The following is a 20,799-nucleotide window of genomic DNA, read 5'->3' as shown; positions in this document are numbered from 1 at the left end:
CTTTCGTATTTGACAATCATTATCATTCTGAATAGTTTGTCGCACGTCGCAGGAAGCTTCCCCATGAGGGGTGCTCCTATCCCCCTCTGAGACAAGGTGATTTCCATGGCGGAACAACTATCCACAAGTAAGTGCGATTCACCATTACTCCAGGCGTTCGTCGACAACCGCAGCATCCTGGTCAAGATCGCGGCGCGCATCACCGGCTGCCGCTCGCGCGCCGAGGATGTGGTGCAGGACGCCTTCTTCCGGCTCAGCTCCGCCCCACAGATCACTTCTTCATTCAAGGCCCAGCTCAGCTACCTGTTCCAGATCGTGCGCAACCTGGCCATCGATCACTACCGCAAGCAGGCGATGGAACTGAGGTATTCGGGCAGCGAAGAAGAAGGCCTGAACGTGGTGATCCCAAACGCCTCGCCCGAAGCCACGCATATCAACCTGGCGGCGCTCGAACACATTGCCGAGGCGCTCAACGAACTGCCGCAGCGCACTCGCTACGCCTTCGAGATGTACCGCCTGCACGGCGTGCCGCAGAAAGACATCGCCAAAGAGCTGGGGGTGTCGCCGACGCTGGTCAACTTCATGATTCGTGATGCCCTGGTGCACTGCCGCAAGACTGCAAGCCGGCAAGCCTGATAGATCGGTGTCGCCCTTTTCGCGGGGCAAGCCCGCTCCCACAATGACCTTGCCAATGCCGATCCGTGTGGGAGCGGGCTTGCCCCGCGAAGACGGCGACACGGTCTCAGACTAACTTGCAGTGATCGAAAAACCGCTCCCGCCCCAGAATCATCAGCGCTGCGCGCTTGTGCGGGAAATCGAATTCCTTGTCGCAATGGAAGCACTGGTCGTGCATGTAGCCGATCATCTTGCCGTTGTCGGCACGCGGTTCGGCGACCACCCGTTGGGTGCGCGGGTCATCCAGGAACAGATAGTGCACCAGCGCCGACAGCCAGCTGGCCACCTTGTGCGGACCACGGTGCGCCTCCTCCCCCACCAGCATGTGGATGCCACGGTCGTAGTCGTCGGCCGGATAGAACGGCGCGATGCGGTCTTCCTTTGCCCAGTACGCCTCGAAGTAGGCGAACGGCTGATCGTCGAAGCAGCCGATCAAGGTCACGGTATGCGGATCGGCTTCCAGCTTGGCCAGGTACTCACGGTGCTGCTCCAGTGATCCGCCTTCCTGCCAGAACTGCTCCACCCGCGGGTTGTTCTGCCAACGATTGAAACGCTGCAGGTCCTGGTCGAGCTCCAGAGTGCGCAGCGAGACCCAGCTTCCCAGGCGTGCGTCAAAGCGCCGATAGACCTCGCCACGGGGCTTGGGCGCGCGACGTGGGTGGCGTTTGCCGTTGCTGATCTGCATCTGTTGCGGGTAGCCACCACTGATCGCCTGGCCAAGCCATGGCTGGGGCAACTGCCAGAACAGGGTGCGCTCGCACAGGTACACGCCCGCCTGCTCGGTCATCAACAGCAGGCCACTGGCGAGTGCCTCGGGTACTGCATTCGGCAGGTGCCAGGCCAGGCGCTGGCGGGTGGGGTCGCGCGACAGCAGCCAATAGCAGGCAGCCCACAGGGCTTGGTGCGGGCGTTCTGGACAAAGGCTTTCAACATGCGCCGCGAGGGTCTCGCCAGGTACCAGGCGTACCTGGATCAATGGCCGATCCTCGAGGGTCAGGCTCAACCAGCAATCACCTTCGTCGGCATTGAGGCTGCGCCAGCGTGGCGCTGTAAGGGGCTGTGAAGCGGCATCGAACGGCATGGGCAGGGCTCACAGTTAATGAAAAGGAGGCTCACTGCTGAAAACGTGGCGGCACACCGGGAATTTAGTCGAGGGGCGCGGCGACGGTGATCCGGTAGGGCTCGAAGATGCGGGTCAGCTCTCCGGCGTCGCGCAGTCGATGCATCAGCGCAGCAAACTGCTCGCCATTGATGGCAGCACCAGGGCGTAACAAGGCGTAGTGGTGATAGACCTGATCAATGCGCGTGGAAGGCATCAACTGACTTAAGCTGGCCGGGTTGCGCCTCAAGAAATCGCTGAGGTAGGAGCGGGTCACCAAGGCGATGTCGGCACGGCCGGCCTGGACCATCAGCAGGTTGCTGTCATGAGAATACGTCAGCGTGGCGTTGTAGGCCTTGCGCAGATAGTTGGGGTCGGAATTGAAGCTGGCGAAGGCGTAATGGTAGCCGTTGAACAGCGCCAGGCGTTTACCGGCCAGGTCGTCGAAGTAATGCTGGTCACGGCCATCGGCCTGCTTGGCAACGAACACTTCGGCATCTTCCAGGCCCATGTCCACTGTCTGGTGGGGGATCTGCTCCCAGCCCCATTCAGGGTTCTCGAAAATGGCCATATCGGTGCGGCCCTGCTGGAAATCACCGAAGCGCCGCTGGATCGAGGTGGGCACCAGCACGAAGCGGTAATCCTGCTGCAGGCGATTCAAGGCCTCGACCAATTGCGGCAACAGGCCGGTGTCGGCGCCTTGCTCGGGGCGCACGGTGTACGGCGGAAAATGCGCGGCGCCAATCTTCACATCGGTGACGACGGCTGCCCATGCCGGCACCGCCAGCCATACCGCAGCCAGCATCAACAGGGTGGACATAGCCTTCAGGCCGGGCGCTGGAGTCAAGACGGACACTCATCACGGTTCATACCTGGATGCGCCCTAAGCTAGGCGTTTTCCCTGCCAGGCACAACCGCTGGTTATGCCAAAGTGAGGGCATTTTGCCAGGGGATGCCGTGTGGCCAGACATTGGCTACGCTGCTCTAGCATGAATGGCGAGGGAGCCTGGTATGGGCCACTGGTTGGTGATCGACCTGGAAGCCACCACCGATGAGGGTGGCTGGCCGGTGACGGAGATGGAAATCATAGAAATCGGCGCCAGCCTGGTGACCCGTGAGGGCCGTGAGGTGGACCACTTCCAGCGCTTCGTGCGGCCGCGGCGGCGGCCGCAGCTGACGCCGTTCTGCCGCGAGCTGACGCACATCAGCCAGGCCGATGTCGACAATGCCGCAACATTCCCGGAGGTCTGGGGACGCTTCGAACGCTGGCTGGGCCACCACCGTGGGCAGTTGCAGGCGTGGGTCAGTTGGGGGGATTACGACCGCCAGCAGCTGCTGCAGGAATGGCAGCACCATGCGCTCGACAGCCTGCTGCGCAACCTGCCGCACATCAACCTCAAGCAGCGCTTCGCCAAGGCTCGTCACTTGCAGCGCCCGGCTGGGCTGAACGGCGCGCTGCAACTGGCCGGCATGCACTTTTGCGGGCAACAGCACCGGGCCCTTGAGGATGCGCGCAACACTGCGCGGTTGCTGCCTTTGAGCCTGCCCGCCAATGCGCCCTGAAAGCAGATGACGGGGCGGATGGGCTTGGGCATACTGGCCAGCCATTTTTAATCCCCCTTTTTCAGGAGTCGCCCATGTTCAAGGTCAACGAATACTTCGATGGTACCGTCAAGTCGATCGCCTTCGAAGGCACTGAAGGCCCGGCCACCGTCGGCGTCATGGCTCCGGGCGAATACGAGTTCGGCACCGCCAAGCGCGAAATCATGCACGTGGTTTCGGGCGCGCTGACCGTCAAGCTGCCGGGTAGCGACAATTGGGAAACCTTCAATGCCGGTGACAAGTTCAATGTGGCGGCGGACAGCAAGTTCCAGCTGCAGGTGAAGGTAGACACCGCCTACCTGTGCGAGTACCGCGACTAAGCGCAAGCCTGCACCGGCCTTTTCGCGGGCAAGCCCGCTCCCACAGGTACCCCACTGGGTCTTAATACAGTGGGGTACCTGTGGGAGCGGGCTTGCCCGCGAAGAAAACAACACTATTTCAACAAGAACCCCGCGACTTTCTCAGCCGCCGCCTGCAAATGCTGCTCATGACTGAACCCCGAAGCTTTCAGCGGTTTCAGGTCATGATCCCCCGCCACCAGCCAGCTCACCTCGATCGACGGTGACAGCGCATACCCTGCAACTGCCTCGCGATTACCCAGCGCATCGCGCTCGCCCTGGACGATCACTGTAGGGGTCTGCAACTCCGCCAAGTGCTCGACCCGTGGCTTCTCCGGCTTGCCCACCGCATAGAACGGATACCCCAGGCACACCAGCGCATCCGCGCCCAATTCATCCGCCAACAAGCTGGCCATGCGCCCGCCCATCGACTTGCCGCCAATCGCCAGCCTGCCCGTGACCAAAGGTCGCACCTGCCGGTACAGCTCGCGCCAGCATTCGAGCAGCACCTTCTGCGGATTGGGCGGGCGCTTGCTCCCCCCGGCCCTGCGCTCGGCCATATAGGGAAACTCGAAGCGGACCACGCCAACCCCAAGCGCCGCCAGCCTTTGCGCCATTTCGTCCATGAACCCGCTGTCCATCGGCGCCCCCGCGCCGTGGGCCAGGATCAGGCAGGCCGAAGTGCGGCTATCGCCTTGATTGCGTGGAGGATCGCAGCGCAAGCCTGGGACATTTGCGATCTTCGCCCATTGATCCCCGTCAATACCGGCACTTTGCCCATTAATCATGCTTGCCTCGTTTCATAGCCTGCCAAAATAACCGTGGATGGGAACCCATACATGAACACAACCAGCAGTACCGCCTATAACTACAAGGTGGTCCGCCAATTCGCCATCATGACGGTGGTGTGGGGAATCGTCGGGATGGGGCTCGGCGTCTTCATCGCCGCCCAGCTTGCCTGGCCTTCCCTCAACTTCGACCTCCCCTGGACCAGCTTCGGCCGCCTGCGCCCACTGCATACCAATGCGGTGATCTTCGCCTTCGGCGGCTGCGCGCTGTTCGCCACTTCCTATTATTCGGTGCAACGTACCTGCCAGACCACCCTGTTTTCGCCAAAGCTTGCGGCGTTCACCTTCTGGGGCTGGCAGCTGGTAATCCTGCTAGCGGCCATCAGCCTGCCGCTGGGCTACACCAGCTCCAAGGAATACGCCGAACTGGAATGGCCGATCGACATCCTGATCACCGTCGTCTGGGTCGCCTACGCCATCGTGTTCTTCGGCACGCTGATGAAACGCACCACCAAGCACATCTATGTGGGCAACTGGTTTTTCGGCGCCTTCATCCTGACCGTGGCGTTGTTGCACATCGTCAACAACCTGGAGCTGCCAGTCAGTCTGACCAAGTCCTACTCGGTGTACGCCGGCGCCACCGATGCAATGGTGCAGTGGTGGTACGGCCACAACGCCGTGGGCTTCTTCCTCACCGCGGGCTTTCTCGGGATGATGTACTACTACGTGCCCAAGCAGGCTGAACGCCCGGTGTATTCCTATCGCCTGTCGATCGTCCACTTCTGGGCGCTGATCACCCTGTACATCTGGGCCGGCCCGCACCACCTGCACTACACCGCCCTGCCCGACTGGGCGCAGTCGCTGGGCATGGTGATGTCGCTAATCCTGCTGGCACCCAGCTGGGGCGGCATGATCAACGGCATGATGACCTTGTCGGGGGCCTGGCACAAACTGCGCAGCGACCCGATCCTGCGCTTCCTGGTGGTGTCGCTGGCGTTTTACGGCATGTCCACCTTCGAAGGCCCGATGATGGCCATCAAGACGGTCAACGCTCTGTCCCACTACACCGACTGGACCATCGGCCACGTGCATGCCGGCGCCCTCGGCTGGGTGGCGATGATCTCGATCGGCGCGTTGTACCACACCATCCCGGTGGTGTTCGGCAAACAGCGCATGTACAGCCTTGGCCTGATCAACGCGCACTTCTGGCTGGCGACCATCGGTACCGTGCTGTACATCGCCTCGATGTGGGTCAACGGCATCGCCCAAGGCCTGATGTGGCGCGCGGTCAACAGCGACGGCACGCTCACCTACTCGTTCGTGGAAACCCTGGTGGCCAGCCACCCGGGCTTCGTGGTGCGTTTCGTGGGTGGCGCGATCTTCCTCAGCGGCATGTTCCTGATGGCCTGGAACACCTGGCGCACCGTGCGTGCATCGGCCACTGAAGCCGCCCCTGCCAACGCCCAGCTGGCCTGAGGAGACCCGCCTGATGAAACATGAAGTGATCGAGAAAAACGTAGGCCTGTTGGCCTTGTTGATGGTGTTCGCCGTCAGCATCGGCGGCCTGACCCAGATCGTCCCGCTGTTCTTCCAGGACGTCACCAACAAGCCGGTCGAGGGCATGAAGCCCTACACCGCCTTGCAGTTGGAAGGCCGCGACATCTACATCCGTGAAGGCTGCGTGGGCTGCCACTCGCAGATGATCCGCCCATTCCGCGCCGAGACCGAGCGCTACGGCCACTATTCGGTGGCCGGTGAAAGCGTATGGGACCACCCGTTCCTGTGGGGCTCCAAGCGTACCGGCCCTGACCTGGCGCGCGTGGGCGGCCGTTACTCCGACGACTGGCACCGTGCGCACCTGTACAACCCGCGCAACGTGGTACCGGAATCGAAGATGCCGGCCTACCCGTGGCTGGTCGCCGCACAGGTCGACAACAGCCACACCGACACCAAGATGCGCACCCTGCGCACCCTCGGCGTGCCCTATACCGATGCCGACATCGCCGGCGCCCGTGACGCGGTCAAGGGCAAGACCGAAATGGACGCGTTGGTCGCCTACCTGCAGGTGCTCGGCACCGCGATCAAGAACAAGAGGTGAGTGCGATGGAAATAGACATCGGCATGATCCGCGGCCTGGGCACCCTGGTGGTGATGATCGCCTTCATCGGCCTCACGCTGTGGGTGTTCAACCGTCGCCGCGACCGTGATTTCTCCGAAGCGCGCTTGCTGCCCTTCGTCGACGACCGCCTGCCCGCAGCCGGGCAGGCACCTGCTGCAAAAAGGAGTAACGGGCAATGACCACCTTCTGGAGTACGTACATCAGCGTACTGACCATTGGCAGCCTGATTGGCCTGACCTGGTTGCTGCTGTCGACCCGAAAGGGCCAGAGCAACAGCACCACCGACCAGACCATGGGCCATAGCTTCGATGGCATTGAGGAATACGACAACCCGCTGCCCAAGTGGTGGTTCTACCTGTTCGTCGGCACCTTGGTGTTCGGCGCCGGCTACCTGGTGCTGTACCCGGGCCTGGGCAACTGGAAAGGCATTTTGCCCGGCTATGAGAACGGCTGGACCGGCGTCAATGAATGGCAGAAGGAAATGGACAAGGCCGACGCCAAGTTCGGGCCGATCTTCGCCAAGTACGCGGCCATGCCCGTCGAGGAAGTGGCCAAGGACCCACAGGCGTTGAAGATGGGCGGCCGCCTGTTCGCCTCCAACTGCGCGGTGTGCCACGGCTCGGACGCCAAGGGCGCCTACGGCTTTCCCAACCTGACCGACAATGACTGGCGCTGGGGCGGCGAGCCCGAGACCATCAAGGCCTCGATCATGAACGGCCGCCACGGGGTGATGCCAGCCTGGGCCGAGGTGATCGGCGAACAAGGCGTGGCGGATGTTGCCGCCTACGTGCTGACCAACCTCGATGGCCGCAGCCTACCGGAAGGGGCCAAGGCCGACGCGGCCAAGGGCAAGGAAATCTTTGCCGGCAACTGCGTTGCCTGTCATGGGCCTGAGGGTAATGGCACGCCGGCCATGGGTGCGCCGAACCTGAATCATCCGCAGGCGTTTATCTATGGGTCGAGTTTTGCTCAGTTGCAGCAGACCATTCGCTATGGGCGCCAGGGGCAGATGCCGGCGCAGGTGGAGATACAGGGTAATGACAAGGTGCATTTGCTGGCGGCTTATGTGTTTAGCCTTTCGCAAGACGCTGAATCAGTGACTGCCAAGTAATACCTTGGGGCCGCTTTGCGGCCCATTCGCGGGACAAGCCCGCTCCCACAGGATCGCGCCATATCCAGATCCAGCGCAGAACCTGTGGGAGCGGGCTTGTCCCGCGAATGGATGCGAAGCAGCCCCGGCACTTCCCCGCCCTACCCCTCCCCTTGCACCCCCTCCGAACGGAACTAAGCTTGTTGCCACAGTGGGCTTCGCTATCAATCCAGCGAAGCAGACGCGGCGCATCGCCTGACGCCGCCCAAAAAAAAGCTTGACCGATCGATCAGAAAAAGGTGAAAAACGGTACACATTACAAATATTTATTTGTGTACAATCGCCCAGACCCAATTGCCGCGGGACGTCGGCAAACGGGCCCGGACACGGGTCGGCGTAGGTCGCCTTGCGTTGCCATAACCCTGGTGGTTATCGATACTGGCGCCGATTTTTCAACCAACAAGAACACCAAAACCGTGGAACCTTAGAATGAGCACAGCAATCAGTCCGACTGCTTATAACTATAAGGTCGTCCGCCAGTTCGCCATCATGACGGTGGTCTGGGGGATCCTTGGCATGGGCCTCGGCGTCTTCATCGCCTCGCAGCTGGTGTGGCCGCAACTGAACCTGGACCTGCCCTGGACCAGCTTCGGCCGCCTGCGCCCGCTGCACACCAACCTGGTCATCTTCGCCTTCGGCGGCTGCGCGTTGTTCGGCACCAGCTACTACGTGGTGCAGCGAACCTGCCAGACAAGGCTGATCTCCGACAGCATGGCCGCCTTCACCTTCTGGGGTTGGCAGGCGGTGATCGTCGGCGCACTGATCACCTTGCCGATGGGCTATACCACCACCAAGGAATACGCCGAGCTCGAGTGGCCGCTGGCGATCCTGCTGGCCATCGTCTGGGTCACCTACGGGCTGGTGTTCTTCGGCACCATCGTCAAGCGCAAGACCAAACACATTTATGTCGGCAACTGGTTCTACGGCGCTTTCATCGTGGTGACCGCGATGCTGCACATCGTCAACCACATCTCGCTGCCGGTGAGCCTGTTCAAGTCATACTCGGCCTACGCCGGCGCCACCGACGCGATGATCCAGTGGTGGTACGGCCACAACGCCGTGGGCTTTTTCCTCACCACCGGTTTCCTGGGGATGATGTACTACTTCGTGCCCAAGCAGGCCGAGCGGCCGATCTACTCGTATCGCCTGTCGATCGTGCACTTCTGGGCACTGATCACCCTGTACATCTGGGCTGGCCCGCACCACCTGCACTACACCGCGCTACCTGACTGGGCGCAGTCGCTGGGCATGGTGATGTCGATCATCCTCCTGGCGCCGAGCTGGGGCGGCATGATCAACGGCATGATGACCCTGTCCGGTGCCTGGCACAAACTGCGCACCGACCCAATCCTGCGCTTCCTCGTGGTGTCGCTGGCGTTCTACGGCATGTCCACCTTCGAAGGCCCGATGATGGCCATCAAGACCGTGAACTCGCTGTCGCACTACACCGACTGGACCATCGGCCACGTCCACGCCGGCGCCCTCGGCTGGGTAGCGATGATCTCGATCGGCGCGGTGTACCACATGATTCCCAAGCTGTATGGCCGGGTGCAGATGCACAGTGTCGGGCTGATCAACGCGCACTTCTGGCTGGCGACCATCGGCACCGTGCTGTACATCGCCTCGATGTGGGTCAACGGCATCACCCAGGGCCTGATGTGGCGCGCCATCAACGATGACGGCACGCTCACCTACTCCTTCGTCGAAGCCCTGCAGGCCAGCCACCCGGGTTACATCGTGCGGGCACTGGGCGGTGCGTTCTTCGCCTCCGGCATGCTGCTGATGGCCTACAACGTGTTCCGTACCGTCCGCGCTGCCAACCCGGTAGAAGCCGATGAAGCCGCCAAGATCGTCGTCGTGGGAGCGCACTGATGAAGCATGAAGCTGTCGAGAAGAACATCGGCCTGCTGGCGTTCTTCATGGTCATCGCCGTGAGCGTCGGTGGCCTCACCCAGATCGTCCCGTTGTTTTTCCAGGACGTGACCAACAAACCTGTCGAAGGCATGAAGCCGCGCACTGCGCTGGAAGTCGAAGGCCGCGACATCTACATCCGCGAAGGTTGCGTGGGCTGCCACTCGCAGATGATCCGCCCGTTCCGCGCCGAAACCGAGCGCTACGGCCACTACTCAGTGGCCGGTGAAAGCGTGTGGGACCATCCGTTCCTGTGGGGCTCCAAGCGCACCGGCCCGGACCTGGCACGCGTCGGCGGCCGTTATTCCGATGACTGGCACCGCGCGCACCTGTACAACCCGCGCAACGTGGTGCCGGAATCGAAGATGCCATCCTATCCGTGGCTGGTCGAGAACACGCTGGACGGCAAGGACACCGCGAAGAAGCTGGAAGTGCTGCGTACCCTGGGCACGCCGTACACCGACGCCGACATCGCCGGCGCCCGCGACGCGGTCAAGGGCAAGACCGAGATGGACGCGCTGGTCGCGTACCTGCAGGGTCTTGGCACCATCATCAAGAGCAAACGGTGACGCTGATGGATATCGGGATGATTCGCGGCCTGGGCACCGTCGTGGTGATGGTGGCCTTCGTGGGCCTGGCGCTGTGGGTGTTCAACCCACGGCGTAAAAAGGACTTCGACGAAGCGACCCAATTACCCTTCGCGGATGACCCCTCCGCCAGCAAGCACGTCGAGCAAGCAAAAGCGTCTGGGAGCAAACAACAATGACAACCTTCTGGAGTCTGTACGTCACCGTCCTGACCCTGGGCACCATCTTCTCGCTGACCTGGTTGCTGCTGTCGACCCGTAAGGGCCAGCGCGAAGAAGTCACCGACGAAACCGTCGGGCATGCCTTCGATGGCATCGAGGAATACGACAACCCGCTGCCGAAATGGTGGTTCTGGCTGTTCGTCGGCACCATCATCTTCGCCCTTGGCTACCTGGTGCTGTACCCGGGCCTGGGCAACTGGAAGGGCGTGCTGCCGGGTTATTCGTACCTGGATAACGACAAGCAGACCGAGTTCACCAATGGCCAGCCGGGCTGGACCGGCGTGCACGAGTGGGAAAAGGAAATGGCCAAGGCCGACGCCCGCTTCGGGCCGATCTTCGCCAAGTACGCAGCCATGCCCATCGAAGAAGTGGCCAAACAGCCGCAGGCGCTGAAAATGGGCGCACGACTGTTCGCCTCCAACTGCTCGGTGTGCCACGGCTCCGACGCCAAGGGCGCCTACGGCTTCCCCAACCTGACCGACAACGACTGGCGCTGGGGCGGCGAGCCGGAAACCATCAAGACCACCATCATGGGCGGCCGTCATGGCGTGATGCCGGCCTGGTCGGAAGTGATCGGCGAACAAGGCGTGGCTGATGTCGCGGCCTTCGTGGTCAGCAAGCTCGATGGCCGCACGCTGCCAGAGGGCGTGAAGGCCGATGCCGAGAACGGGCAGAAGATCTTCGCTGCCAACTGCGTGGCCTGCCATGGGCCGGAAGGCAAAGGCACCCCGGCCATGGGCGCGCCAAACCTGACCCACCCGCAGGCGTTCATCTACGGTTCGAGCTTTGCTCAGCTGCAGCAGACCATCCGTTATGGTCGCCAGGGGCAGATGCCGGCGCAGGAGCAGTTGCAGGGCAATGACAAGGTGCATCTGCTGGCGGCTTATGTGTACAGCTTGTCGCATCAAGAGCAGGTTGAGGCCAAGACCGAGTAGAGCGGGCCTGGCCTCTCGCGGATGAATCCGCGCCTACACGGGTTGCGCGATCCCTGTAGGAGCGGATTCATCCGCGATGAGGCCAGCTAAACCACCACCCACTGACCTGCATCAATTGACACCCGCCATAACACGATTAACACCACGAACCCAACGCGACTAAAGGTCGCAGTGCGTCCCCAGAGTGCCATCACCGGCGTATCATGGGCCACAGAGCGCTAGCAGAATGCGCGAGACTGCGGTCGGCACGCACTGGCCGCGGCGTTTTTCCACTGCCGTGGGACTTGATGATGAGCAAGCAAATTCCGGTACATGATGTCACCCCGCCTGCCAGCAAAGGGAAGGATTCCGTCGACCTCTACGCCTCTCGCGAGAAAATCTACACCCGCGCCTTCACCGGTATCTTCCGCCGCCTGCGGATGGTCGGCGGGGCGTTTCTGTTCCTGCTCTACTTCGGCACCGTGTGGCTGAACTGGGGCGGCCACCAGGCCGTGTGGTGGAATCTGCCCGAGCGCAAGTTCTACATCTTCGGCGCCACCATCTGGCCACAAGACTTCATCCTGCTCTCGGGCATCCTCATCGTCGCCGCCTTCGGCCTGTTCTTCGTCACCGTGTACGCCGGCCGCGTCTGGTGCGGTTACACCTGCCCGCAAAGCGTGTGGACGTGGATTTTCATGTGGTGCGAAAAAGTCACCGAGGGTGATCGCAACCAGCGCATGAAGCTCGACAAGGCGCCCATGAGCGGCAACAAGTTCCTGCGCAAGTTCGCCAAGCACAGCCTGTGGCTGCTGACCGGCTTCGTCACGGGCATGACCTTCGTCGGCTACTTTTCGCCGATCCGTGAACTGGTCATCGAATTCTTTACCGGCCAGGCCGACGGCTGGGCTTACTTCTGGGTCGGTTTCTTCACCCTCGCCACCTATGGCAACGCCGGCTGGTTGCGCGAGCAGGTGTGCGTGTATATGTGCCCCTATGCGCGCTTTCAGAGCGTGATGTTCGACAAGGACACGCTGATCGTCTCCTACGACCCGCGCCGCGGTGAAACCCGCGGACCACGCAAAAAGGACACGGACTACAAGGCCCAAGGCCTGGGCGACTGCATCGACTGCACGATGTGCGTGCAGGTCTGCCCTACCGGCATCGATATCCGCGACGGCCTGCAGATCGAATGCATCGGCTGCGCCGCCTGCATCGACGCCTGCGACAGCATCATGGAGAAAATGAACTACCCCAAGGGCCTGATCAGCTACACCACCGAGCACAACCTGTCGGGACAGAAAACCCACATGCTGCGGCCACGGCTGATCGGCTATGCGCTGGTGCTGCTGGTGATGATTGGCGCCCTGGCCACCGCCTTCGCCACCCGCTCGCTGGTCGGCTTCGACGTCAGCAAGGACCGCGTGCTTTACCGCGAGAACGCCCAGGGCCGGATCGAGAACGTGTACAGCCTCAAGGTCATGAACAAGGATCAGCGCGACCACGTCTACGTGCTCGACGCCGCCGGCCTGCCCGACCTGCGCCTGGAAGGCCAGCGCGAAATCCGCGTGGCCGCCGGCGACATCGTCAGCCTGCCCGTGCAATTGTCAGTCGCCCCCGAGAAGCTGCCCTCGACTACCAACGAAGTTACCTTCATCCTCAAAAGCGCCGATGACAGCGCCGCCGAGGTCGAAGCCAAGAGCCGTTTCATCGGCCCACAGATCCGCTGAGAGAGAATTTGCACAATGCCTGCCGCCACCGCCACCAGCCCCTGGTACAAGCACCTCTGGCCCTGGATCATCATCGGCATTCTCACCACCTCGGTGTGCCTGAGCCTGACCATGGTCAGCATCGCCGTGCGCAACCCGGACAACCTGGTCAACGACAACTACTACGAGGCCGGCAAGGGCATCAACCGCTCGCTGGACCGCGAACTGCTGGCACAGACCCTGAACCTCAAGGCCAGCGTGCACCTCGACGAACTCACCGGTGAAGTGGACGTGCGCCTGACCGGCAACAGCGACCCGCAGAACCTCGAACTGAACCTGATCTCGCCGACCCAGCCGGACAAGGACCGCAAGGTGCTGCTCAGCCGTGCCGAGCCCGGGCGGTATGTCGGCCAGCTGGATAACAAGGTTGATGGCCGACGCTTCGTCGAATTGCTGGGCAGCCAGGATGAGCATGTGTGGCGGTTGTTCGAGGAAGAGAAAGTCGAGCACGGCGTGACCTTGCAGCTGGGCGATGAAGCGCTGCAGGGTGCCGAGCATCAGCAATGAGTCACCCAACACTCTGCTACCACTGCGCCCTGCCCGTCCCTGCCGGCAGCCGCTTCACTGCCGTGGTGCTCGGTGAACAGCGGCAATTCTGTTGCCCGGGTTGCCAGGCAGTGGCCGAATCAATCGTCGCCGGCGGCCTGGAGCATTACTATCAACACCGCAGCGACAGCAGCGCCAACCCCGAAGCGCTGCCCAAGCAGGTGCCGGACGAGCTGGCCCTCTATGACCGCAGCGACGTGCAGCAGACCTTCGTCCACCACGCCGGCGAGCTGGCAGAGGCCACCTTGCTGGTCGAGGGCATCAGCTGCGCCGCGTGCGGCTGGCTGATCGAGAAGCACCTGCGTAACGTGCCGGGCGTGGCCGAAGCACGCCTCAACCTGTCCAACCACCGTCTGCAGCTCAGCTGGCAAGACCATCAGCTGCCGCTCTCCCGACTGCTGGCCGAGCTGCGCCAGATCGGCTACGCCGCGCACCCGTACCAACCCGACCTGGCCGCCGAACAACTGGCCCAGGAAAACCGCAGCGCCCTGCGCCGGTTGGGCGTGGCCGGGCTGCTGTGGTTCCAGGCAATGATGGCGACCATGGCCACCTGGCCGGAATTCAACATCGACCTGTCGCCCGAGCTGCACACTATCCTGCGTTGGGTGGCGCTGTTTCTGACCATCCCCATCGTCTTCTACAGCTGCGCACCGTTCTTCAAAGGCGCCGCACGCGACCTGCGCACCCACCACCTGACCATGGACGTGTCGGTCTCGCTGGCCATCGCCCTGGCCTTCGGCGCCGGGATCTGGACCGCCATCACCGGCAGCGGCGAACTGTATTTCGACACCGTGGGCATGTTCGCGCTGTTCCTGCTGACCGGCCGCTACCTCGAACGCCGCGCCCGTGAACGCACGGCGGCCGCCACCGCGCAGCTGGTCAACCTGCTGCCAGCCTCGTGCCTGCGCCTGGACGCCATCGGCCGCACCGAGCGCATCCTGCTCAGCGAACTGCAGCGCGGCGACACGCTGCAAGTGCTACCCGGTGCCGTGATCCCCGCCGACGGGCGCATTATCGAAGGCCGCTCCAGTGTCGACGAGTCGCTCCTGACAGGGGAATACCTGCCGCAGCCGCGACGCGTCGGCGACCGGGTCACCGGAGGCACCCTGAACGTCGAAAGTACCCTGAACGTCGAAGTCGAAGCCCTCGGCCACGACTCGCGGCTATCGGCGATCGTCCGCCTGCTGGAACGCGCGCAGACGGAAAAACCCCGCCTGGCAGAGATCGCCGACCGCGCCTCGCAGTGGTTCCTGCTGTTCACCCTGGTGGCCGCCGTGGTAATCGGCCTGTGGTGGTGGCACCTGGACCCGACGCGGGCGTTCTGGATCGTCCTGGCCATGCTGGTGGCGACCTGCCCTTGCGCGCTGTCGCTGGCCACGCCGACCGCACTGACAGCGGCCACCGGCACCTTGCACAAACTTGGCCTGCTGGTGACTCGCGGCCATGTGCTTGAAGGCCTGAACCAGATCGATACGGTAATTTTCGACAAGACCGGCACGCTCACCGAAGGCCGCCTGACCCTGCGCAACATCCGCCCACTCGGCGCACTCCCCGCCGACCGCTGCCTGGCCTTGGCCGCCGCCTTGGAAAACCGCTCCGAACACCCCATTGCCCGCGCCTTTGGCCGCAACGCCGCGCCTGCGGACGATGTGCAAACCGTGCCAGGCCTAGGCCTGGAAGGCTTGGTAGAAGGCCAACGCCTGCGCATCGGCCAAGCGACCTTCGTCTGCGCCCTGAGTGGCGCCGAAATCCCTGGTGTCCCGGAGCCTCGCGGCCAATGGCTGTTGCTGGGGGACCGCCAGGGCCCGCTGGCCTGGTTCGGCCTGGACGACCGTCTGCGCGAAGACGCCCCCAGCCTGCTGGCGGCCTGCAAGGCCCGTGGCTGGCGCACCCTGCTGCTGTCGGGCGACAGCTCGCCGATGGTTGCCGAAGTGGCCGCGCAGCTGGGCATCGACCAAGCCATCGGCGGCCTGCGCCCGGACGACAAGCTGGACCGGCTCAAGGCGCTGCAAGCAGCCGGGCGCAAGGTGCTGATGCTGGGCGACGGGGTCAATGACGTGCCGGTGCTGGCCGCCGCCGACATCAGCATCGCCATGGGCAGCGCCACCGATCTGGCCAAGACCAGCGCCGACGCCGTGCTGCTCAGCAACCGCCTGCAGGCGCTGGTCCAGGCCTTCGACCTGGCCCGCCGCACCCGCCGCAACATCGTCGAGAACCTGCTTTGGGCGACCCTGTATAATGGCCTCATGCTGCCGTTTGCCGCGCTCGGCTGGATCACCCCGGTTTGGGCCGCCGTCGGCATGTCGGTCAGTTCGCTGATCGTGGTCCTCAACGCCTTGCGCCTGACCCGGCTCAAGGGCGCTGCGACTACCAGCAGCCCCCCACAACCCGCCATCGCCTGATCAGGAGCCACCCATGCCAGCCCTCTATGTCATGATTCCGGCCGCCCTGCTGCTGGTAGGCGTGGCCGTTTACATCTTCTTCTGGGCGGTGGACAGCGGCCAGTACGACGACCTCGAAGGCCCTGCCCACAGCATCCTGTTCGATGATCAGGACCCGCGTCACCAGGCGGCGGTGAAACCCGAAGACGCCAAACCGCAAGACAAGGACCCTACCCCCCGTGCCTGACCTGCTGCCCCTGCTCGGCTCGGCGCTGGTCCTCGGTTTGCTCGGTGGCGGCCACTGCCTGGGCATGTGCGGCGGCCTGATGGGCGCGCTGACCCTGGCCATCCCACCCGAACAACGCGGCCGACGTGCGCGGTTGCTGTTGGCCTACAACCTTGGGCGCATCCTCAGCTATGCCTGCGCTGGCCTGCTGCTCGGCCTGGCCGGCTGGGCCGTGGCCAGCAGCCCGGCGGCGCTTGCACTGCGGGTGGTGGCGGCGCTGTTGCTGATTGCCATGGGGCTGTACCTGGCCGGCTGGTGGAGCGGGCTGACGCGGATCGAAGCGCTGGGCCGGGGCTTGTGGCGGCATATTCAACCGCTGGCCTCGCGGTTGCTGCCGGTGTCCAGCGTGCCCCGTGCGCTGCTGCTGGGTGCGTTGTGGGGGTGGCTGCCGTGTGGGTTGGTTTACAGCACCTTGCTGTGGGCGGCCAGCCAGGGGAATGCGGGGTACAGCGCGGCGCTGATGCTGGCGTTTGGGCTGGGGACCTGGCCGGTGTTGTTGGCTACCGGGTTGGCGGCTGAGCGAGTGAACAGCCTGCTACGTCGGCGTAGCGTGCGGATGGCGGGCGGGTTGCTGGTGATTCTGTTCGGTATCTGGACCTTGCCGGGGCCGCATCAACATTGGTTGATGGGGCACTGACAGCGGCCCCAAAAGCTCTTGATGCAAATCAACACAGCGCCCTACGGACAGCCCTAGACTCCAGAGCATTGCTGCTCATTCCGGGGACCGCCCACATGCTCGAAGATCTACGCTGGGATGCCGACCTGATCCGCCGCTACGATCTGGCCGGCCCGCGCTACACCTCCTACCCCACCGCCGTGCAACTGCACAGCGAAGTGGGTTCATTCGACCTGCTCCACGCACTGCGCGAAAGCCGCCGGGCCGTGCGCCCGCTGTCGCTGTACGTCCACGTGCCGTTCTGCGCCAACATCTGCTACTACTGCGCCTGCAACAAGGTCATCACCAAGGACCGCGGCCGCGCCGCGCCTTACCTGCAGCGTATTGAGCAGGAGATCCAGCTGATCGCCTGCCACCTGGACCCTCAACAACCCGTTGAACAGCTGCATTTCGGCGGTGGTACGCCGACCTTCCTCAGCCATGTGGAATTGCGCCAACTAATGGCCACCTTGCGCCAGCACTTCAACTTGCTGGATGACGATTCCGGCGACTACGGCATCGAGCTCGACCCACGCGAGGCCGACTGGTCGACCATGGGCCTGCTGCGCGAACTGGGCTTCAACCGCGTCAGCCTCGGCGTGCAAGACCTGGACCCAGCCGTACAGCGCGCGGTCAACCGCCTGCAGAGCCTGGAACAGACCCGCACCTTGATCGAGGCAGCGCGCACCCTGCAATTCCGCTCGGTCAACCTGGACCTGATCTACGGCCTGCCCAAGCAGACCCCGGAAGGTTTCGCGCGCACCGTCGAAGAAGTGATCCGCCTGCAGCCTGACCGCCTGTCGGTGTTCAACTATGCCCATCTGCCGGAGCGCTTCATGCCGCAACGGCGCATCGACAGCAACGACCTGCCGGCCCCGGCAGCCAAGCTGGAGATGCTCCACACCACCATCGAACAGCTCACTTGCGCCGGCTACCGCTATATCGGCATGGACCACTTCGCCCTGCCCGACGACGAGCTGGCCGTGGCCCAGGAGGAAGGCACCCTGCAACGCAACTTCCAGGGATACACCACCCATGGACATTGCGACCTGATCGGCCTCGGCGTCTCGGCGATCAGCCAGATCGGCGACCTGTACTGCCAGAACAGCAGCGACCTCAACGCCTATCAGGACACCCTCTCCAACGCTCAGCTGGCGACCCAGCGGGGCCTGGTGTGCAACCACGATGACCGCCTGCGCCGGGCCGTGATCCAGCAGCTGATCTGCCACTTCGAGCTGGACTTCGAGCCGATCGAAGACGCCTTCACCATCGATTTTCGCGGATACTTCAACGACCTGTGGCCCGAACTATTGACCATGCAACGCGACGGCTTGATCCGCCTCGACGACAAAGGCATCCGCATCCTGCCTGCCGGGCGCCTGCTGGCCCGCTCGGTGTGCATGGTATTCGACGCCTACCTGACGATGCACAACTGCCAGCGCTTCTCACGCGTTATCTAGCCAGGCGAGTCGTTTGACCGCATGGACAACTTTCCTGGCCAGGCACATGATTGGGACGAACGTACCCCCGGCATCACGCAACCGGGGTTCGGCCAGGGCGCACCACAATAGCGCACGCTGGCCTACACCCTATGCCGTAGGTTACCCTTACGACTTATGTGTGCTTTCCCACAAGGATCGATTCAAAATGTCCGAGCCAGTCAAACTGCGCGCCCACAACCAGGCCCATTGCAAGGACTGCAGCCTGGCCCCCCTGTGCCTGCCTCTTTCGCTCAACCTGGAAGACATGGACGCACTGGATGAAATCGTCAAACGGGGACGACCGCTGAAAAAAGGCGAGTTCCTGTTCCGTCAGGGTGACAATTTCGGCTCGGTCTACGCGGTACGTTCCGGCGCCCTCAAGACGTTCAGCCTCAGCGACAGCGGCGAAGAACAGATCACCGGCTTCCACCTGCCCAGCGAGCTGGTCGGGTTGTCCGGCATGGACACCGAAGCCTACCCGGTCTCGGCCCAAGCCCAGGAGACCACTTCGGTCTGCGAAATCCCCTTCGAGCGCCTGGACGAGCTGTCGGTGCAACTGCCGCAGCTGCGCCGCCAACTGATGCGGGTGATGAGCCGAGAGATCCGTGACGACCAGCAAATGATGTTGCTGCTGTCGAAGAAAACCGCCGACGAGCGCATCGCCACCTTCCTGGTCAACCTGTCCGCGCGCTTCCGCGCCCGCGGCTATTCGGCCAACCAGTTCCGCCTGAGCATGTCGCGCAACGAGATCGGCAACTACCTGGGCCTGGCGGTGGAAACCGTGTCGCGGGTGTTCACCCGCTTCCAGCAGAACGGCCTGCTCCGCGCCGAAGGCAAGGAAGTGCACATCCTTGACCCGATCCAGCTGTGTGCGCTGGCCGGTGGTGCAATGGAGGCCTGAAAACCAGGCTGAAAAAGGTATACTGGCGCATTCGTTTTTCCAGGATATCTGCACCCATGCACAGCGAAGCCTTCGACCTCAAAGCCCTGATCCGCCCGGTAGTGGACTTCCCCAAACCGGGTGTGATCTTTCGCGACATCACCCCGCTATTCCAGTCGCCTCGCGGGCTGCGCTATGTCGCTGACCAGTTCATCGAGCGCTATGTGGAGGCTGAGTTCAGCCACATCGGCGCCATGGACGCGCGGGGTTTTCTGATCGGCTCGATCATCGCCCACCAGCTGAACAAACCGCTGATCCTGTTCCGCAAGCAAGGCAAACTGCCGGCCGATGTATTGTCGGAGGGTTACCAGACCGAGTACGGCGAAGCTTTCCTGGAAGTGCACGCCGACAGCCTGTGTGAAGGCGATTCGGTGTTGATCTTCGATGACCTGATTGCTACCGGCGGCACCTTGCTGGCTGCGGCCAACCTGGTGCGTCGTACGGGTGCGCAGGTGTTCGAGGCGGCGGCTATCATCGACCTCCCAGAGCTGGATGGTTCGCGTCGATTGCAGGCAGCAGGCGTGCCGACGTTCTGCCTGACTGAGTTCTCGCTGAGCGAATACTGAGTTGCTTTCTGGGGCTGCTTTGCAGCCCATCAAGGCCAGCAGGCCTCTGTGGGAGCGGCTTTAGCCGCGAACACCGGCGAAGCCGGTGCCATCCAACGGGTCGCCTGCTTCGCGGCTAAAGCCGCTCCCACATGGCCCCGATTTACAGCGAAATCGGCCTACGCCCCGCAAAGGCATGCGCCAGGGTGCCGCCATCAACCAACTCCAGCTCACCGCCCAGCGGCACACCATGGGCAATCCGCGAAGCCACCAAGCCCTTCTCGGCCAGCAACTGGGCGATGTAATGCGCCGTCGCTTCGCCTTCCACAGTCGGGTTGGTCGCCAGGATCACTTCGGTAAAGCTGCCCTGCTCTTCGATCCGTGCCATCAGCTGCGGCACACCAATCGCCTCAGGCCCCAGGCCATCGAGCGGCGACAAATGCCCCTTGAGCACGAAGTAGCGACCGCGGTATCCCGTCTGCTCCACCGCATACACATCCATCGGGCCTTCCACCACGCACAGCTGGGTGTCGTCGCGGCGCGTATCGGCGCACTGCGGGCACAGTTCCTGCTCGGTCAGGGTGCGGCACTGGCGGCAATGGCCAACCCCTTCCATGGCCTGGGTCAGCGCCTGCGCCAGGCGCAGGCCGCCGCTGCGGTCACGCTCCAGCAGCTGCAGGGCCATGCGCTGGGCGGTTTTCTGGCCGACACCGGGCAGGGTGCGCAGGGCGTCGATCAGTTGGCGGATGAGGGGGCTGAAGCTCATGGTCATGGCCTGATAAATCAATAAGGGGC

Annotated in this window: 23 protein-coding genes; 19 read left to right on the top strand and 4 right to left on the bottom strand. The window is 63.1% G+C overall.

What is annotated here, in order from left to right:
* The first annotated feature begins 105 nt into the window (after positions 1–105).
* On the top strand, positions 106–636 hold the full coding sequence (locus ACZ6YA_RS00565) for an RNA polymerase factor sigma-70 (protein WP_465894756.1): 531 nt from the start codon (positions 106–108) through the stop codon (positions 634–636).
* A 106-nt stretch (positions 637–742) separates the two neighbouring features.
* Here the strand turns inward: ACZ6YA_RS00565 and ACZ6YA_RS00560 are convergent, their stop codons facing one another.
* Both ACZ6YA_RS00560 and ACZ6YA_RS00555 read right to left on the bottom strand, forming a co-directional pair.
* Positions 743–1,756 (bottom strand): GNAT family N-acetyltransferase, encoded by a 1,014-nt coding sequence (locus ACZ6YA_RS00560; protein ID WP_465894754.1) that lies wholly within the window; start codon positions 1,754–1,756, stop codon positions 743–745.
* 64 nt (positions 1,757–1,820) lie between these two features.
* Positions 1,821–2,621: a substrate-binding periplasmic protein gene (locus ACZ6YA_RS00555; protein WP_465895317.1), complete on the bottom strand. Its 801-nt coding sequence runs from the start codon at positions 2,619–2,621 to the stop codon at positions 1,821–1,823.
* Between the two features lie 164 nt (positions 2,622–2,785).
* On the opposite strand from ACZ6YA_RS00555, the gene ACZ6YA_RS00550 reads away from it, so the two are divergent.
* Positions 2,786–3,337 (top strand): 3'-5' exonuclease, encoded by a 552-nt coding sequence (locus tag ACZ6YA_RS00550; protein WP_465894752.1) that lies wholly within the window; start codon positions 2,786–2,788, stop codon positions 3,335–3,337.
* 74 nt (positions 3,338–3,411) lie between these two features.
* Complete coding sequence (gene ppnP, locus ACZ6YA_RS00545) at positions 3,412–3,696, top strand: pyrimidine/purine nucleoside phosphorylase (protein WP_322364316.1); 285 nt, start codon at positions 3,412–3,414, stop codon at positions 3,694–3,696.
* 113 nt (positions 3,697–3,809) lie between these two features.
* Here ppnP and ACZ6YA_RS00540 read toward each other — a convergent pair whose 3' ends face one another.
* Positions 3,810–4,502 carry an alpha/beta family hydrolase gene (locus ACZ6YA_RS00540; protein ID WP_465894749.1) on the bottom strand — a complete coding sequence of 231 codons (693 nt, stop codon included), beginning with the start codon at positions 4,500–4,502 and terminating at the stop codon, positions 3,810–3,812.
* A 51-nt stretch (positions 4,503–4,553) separates the two neighbouring features.
* Between ACZ6YA_RS00540 and ccoN (ACZ6YA_RS00535) the strand changes: the two genes are divergently transcribed.
* From ccoN (ACZ6YA_RS00535) to ACZ6YA_RS00460, 16 genes are all read left to right on the top strand, one after another.
* Entirely contained in the window at positions 4,554–5,978 is a 1,425-nt protein-coding gene (gene ccoN, locus ACZ6YA_RS00535; RefSeq protein ID WP_465894746.1) for a cytochrome-c oxidase, cbb3-type subunit I, read from the top strand.
* A gap of 13 nt (positions 5,979–5,991) precedes the next feature.
* Entirely contained in the window at positions 5,992–6,600 is a 609-nt protein-coding gene (gene ccoO / locus ACZ6YA_RS00530) for a cytochrome-c oxidase, cbb3-type subunit II (protein ID WP_465894745.1), read from the top strand.
* Between the two features lie 5 nt (positions 6,601–6,605).
* A complete protein-coding gene (locus ACZ6YA_RS00525) occupies positions 6,606–6,800 on the top strand; it encodes a cbb3-type cytochrome oxidase subunit 3 (protein WP_465894743.1) in 195 nt (64 codons plus the stop codon).
* Entirely contained in the window at positions 6,797–7,732 is a 936-nt protein-coding gene (ccoP, locus tag ACZ6YA_RS00520) for a cytochrome-c oxidase, cbb3-type subunit III (RefSeq protein ID WP_465894742.1), read from the top strand. Before ACZ6YA_RS00525 ends, ccoP (ACZ6YA_RS00520) begins: the two co-directional genes overlap by 4 nt.
* Before the next feature lie 468 nt (positions 7,733–8,200).
* On the top strand, positions 8,201–9,643 hold the full coding sequence (ccoN, locus tag ACZ6YA_RS00515) for a cytochrome-c oxidase, cbb3-type subunit I (RefSeq protein ID WP_194792513.1): 1,443 nt from the start codon (positions 8,201–8,203) through the stop codon (positions 9,641–9,643).
* Positions 9,643–10,251, top strand: coding sequence for a cytochrome-c oxidase, cbb3-type subunit II (gene ccoO / locus ACZ6YA_RS00510; protein ID WP_046785292.1), 609 nt, complete (start codon positions 9,643–9,645; stop codon positions 10,249–10,251). Before ccoN (ACZ6YA_RS00515) ends, ccoO (ACZ6YA_RS00510) begins: the two co-directional genes overlap by 1 nt.
* A 5-nt stretch (positions 10,252–10,256) precedes the next feature.
* Positions 10,257–10,448, top strand: a complete 192-nt coding sequence (locus tag ACZ6YA_RS00505; RefSeq protein ID WP_400803686.1) for a cbb3-type cytochrome oxidase subunit 3 — start codon at positions 10,257–10,259, stop codon at positions 10,446–10,448.
* The gene (gene ccoP, locus ACZ6YA_RS00500; RefSeq protein ID WP_465894740.1) at positions 10,445–11,425 is read left to right on the top strand and encodes a cytochrome-c oxidase, cbb3-type subunit III; all 981 of its coding nucleotides are present in this window, start codon (positions 10,445–10,447) and stop codon (positions 11,423–11,425) included. Before ACZ6YA_RS00505 ends, ccoP (ACZ6YA_RS00500) begins: the two co-directional genes overlap by 4 nt.
* A gap of 290 nt (positions 11,426–11,715) precedes the next feature.
* Positions 11,716–13,131 (top strand): cytochrome c oxidase accessory protein CcoG, encoded by a 1,416-nt coding sequence (gene ccoG, locus ACZ6YA_RS00495; RefSeq protein WP_465894739.1) that lies wholly within the window; start codon positions 11,716–11,718, stop codon positions 13,129–13,131.
* 15 nt (positions 13,132–13,146) lie between these two features.
* Positions 13,147–13,677, top strand: a complete 531-nt coding sequence (locus tag ACZ6YA_RS00490; protein WP_465894738.1) for a FixH family protein — start codon at positions 13,147–13,149, stop codon at positions 13,675–13,677.
* Positions 13,674–16,118 (top strand): heavy metal translocating P-type ATPase, encoded by a 2,445-nt coding sequence (locus ACZ6YA_RS00485; RefSeq protein ID WP_465894736.1) that lies wholly within the window; start codon positions 13,674–13,676, stop codon positions 16,116–16,118. Before ACZ6YA_RS00490 ends, ACZ6YA_RS00485 begins: the two co-directional genes overlap by 4 nt.
* Before the next feature lie 13 nt (positions 16,119–16,131).
* Complete coding sequence (gene ccoS / locus ACZ6YA_RS00480) at positions 16,132–16,344, top strand: cbb3-type cytochrome oxidase assembly protein CcoS (protein ID WP_400803600.1); 213 nt, start codon at positions 16,132–16,134, stop codon at positions 16,342–16,344.
* On the top strand, positions 16,337–17,020 hold the full coding sequence (locus ACZ6YA_RS00475) for a sulfite exporter TauE/SafE family protein (protein ID WP_465894735.1): 684 nt from the start codon (positions 16,337–16,339) through the stop codon (positions 17,018–17,020). Before ccoS ends, ACZ6YA_RS00475 begins: the two co-directional genes overlap by 8 nt.
* A 95-nt stretch (positions 17,021–17,115) precedes the next feature.
* Complete coding sequence (hemN, locus tag ACZ6YA_RS00470) at positions 17,116–18,498, top strand: oxygen-independent coproporphyrinogen III oxidase (protein WP_465894734.1); 1,383 nt, start codon at positions 17,116–17,118, stop codon at positions 18,496–18,498.
* 187 nt (positions 18,499–18,685) lie between these two features.
* Entirely contained in the window at positions 18,686–19,420 is a 735-nt protein-coding gene (gene fnrA / locus ACZ6YA_RS00465; RefSeq protein WP_465894733.1) for a Crp/Fnr family transcriptional regulator FnrA, read from the top strand.
* A 56-nt stretch (positions 19,421–19,476) separates the two neighbouring features.
* Positions 19,477–20,025, top strand: coding sequence for an adenine phosphoribosyltransferase (locus tag ACZ6YA_RS00460; protein WP_003254303.1), 549 nt, complete (start codon positions 19,477–19,479; stop codon positions 20,023–20,025).
* A 142-nt stretch (positions 20,026–20,167) separates the two neighbouring features.
* On the opposite strand, the gene recR is transcribed toward ACZ6YA_RS00460, so the two are convergent.
* Positions 20,168–20,770 carry a recombination mediator RecR gene (gene recR / locus ACZ6YA_RS00455; RefSeq protein ID WP_400803610.1) on the bottom strand — a complete coding sequence of 201 codons (603 nt, stop codon included), beginning with the start codon at positions 20,768–20,770 and terminating at the stop codon, positions 20,168–20,170.
* Positions 20,771–20,799 lie beyond the last annotated feature (29 nt).

The organism is Pseudomonas sp. NPDC090752, from assembly GCF_055584805.1.
The sequence above is the reverse complement of the archived record's forward strand: the minus strand, read 5'-3'. Positions and strand labels throughout refer to the sequence as shown.

Coding starts and splice junctions, on each gene's coding strand:
- ACZ6YA_RS00565 (WP_465894756.1), top strand. CDS start 106: ATGGCGGAACAACTATCCACAAGTAAGTGCGATTCACCATTACTCCAG.
- ACZ6YA_RS00560 (WP_465894754.1), bottom strand. CDS start 1,756: ATGCCGTTCGATGCCGCTTCACAGCCCCTTACAGCGCCACGCTGGCGC.
- ACZ6YA_RS00550 (WP_465894752.1), top strand. CDS start 2,786: ATGGGCCACTGGTTGGTGATCGACCTGGAAGCCACCACCGATGAGGGT.
- ppnP (WP_322364316.1), top strand. CDS start 3,412: ATGTTCAAGGTCAACGAATACTTCGATGGTACCGTCAAGTCGATCGCC.
- ACZ6YA_RS00540 (WP_465894749.1), bottom strand. CDS start 4,502: ATGATTAATGGGCAAAGTGCCGGTATTGACGGGGATCAATGGGCGAAG.
- ccoN (WP_465894746.1), top strand. CDS start 4,554: ATGAACACAACCAGCAGTACCGCCTATAACTACAAGGTGGTCCGCCAA.
- ccoO (WP_465894745.1), top strand. CDS start 5,992: ATGAAACATGAAGTGATCGAGAAAAACGTAGGCCTGTTGGCCTTGTTG.
- ACZ6YA_RS00525 (WP_465894743.1), top strand. CDS start 6,606: ATGGAAATAGACATCGGCATGATCCGCGGCCTGGGCACCCTGGTGGTG.
- ccoP (WP_465894742.1), top strand. CDS start 6,797: ATGACCACCTTCTGGAGTACGTACATCAGCGTACTGACCATTGGCAGC.
- ccoN (WP_194792513.1), top strand. CDS start 8,201: ATGAGCACAGCAATCAGTCCGACTGCTTATAACTATAAGGTCGTCCGC.
- ccoO (WP_046785292.1), top strand. CDS start 9,643: ATGAAGCATGAAGCTGTCGAGAAGAACATCGGCCTGCTGGCGTTCTTC.
- ACZ6YA_RS00505 (WP_400803686.1), top strand. CDS start 10,257: ATGGATATCGGGATGATTCGCGGCCTGGGCACCGTCGTGGTGATGGTG.
- ccoP (WP_465894740.1), top strand. CDS start 10,445: ATGACAACCTTCTGGAGTCTGTACGTCACCGTCCTGACCCTGGGCACC.
- ccoG (WP_465894739.1), top strand. CDS start 11,716: ATGAGCAAGCAAATTCCGGTACATGATGTCACCCCGCCTGCCAGCAAA.
- ACZ6YA_RS00490 (WP_465894738.1), top strand. CDS start 13,147: ATGCCTGCCGCCACCGCCACCAGCCCCTGGTACAAGCACCTCTGGCCC.
- ACZ6YA_RS00485 (WP_465894736.1), top strand. CDS start 13,674: ATGAGTCACCCAACACTCTGCTACCACTGCGCCCTGCCCGTCCCTGCC.
- ccoS (WP_400803600.1), top strand. CDS start 16,132: ATGCCAGCCCTCTATGTCATGATTCCGGCCGCCCTGCTGCTGGTAGGC.
- hemN (WP_465894734.1), top strand. CDS start 17,116: ATGCTCGAAGATCTACGCTGGGATGCCGACCTGATCCGCCGCTACGAT.
- fnrA (WP_465894733.1), top strand. CDS start 18,686: ATGTCCGAGCCAGTCAAACTGCGCGCCCACAACCAGGCCCATTGCAAG.
- ACZ6YA_RS00460 (WP_003254303.1), top strand. CDS start 19,477: ATGCACAGCGAAGCCTTCGACCTCAAAGCCCTGATCCGCCCGGTAGTG.
- recR (WP_400803610.1), bottom strand. CDS start 20,770: ATGAGCTTCAGCCCCCTCATCCGCCAACTGATCGACGCCCTGCGCACC.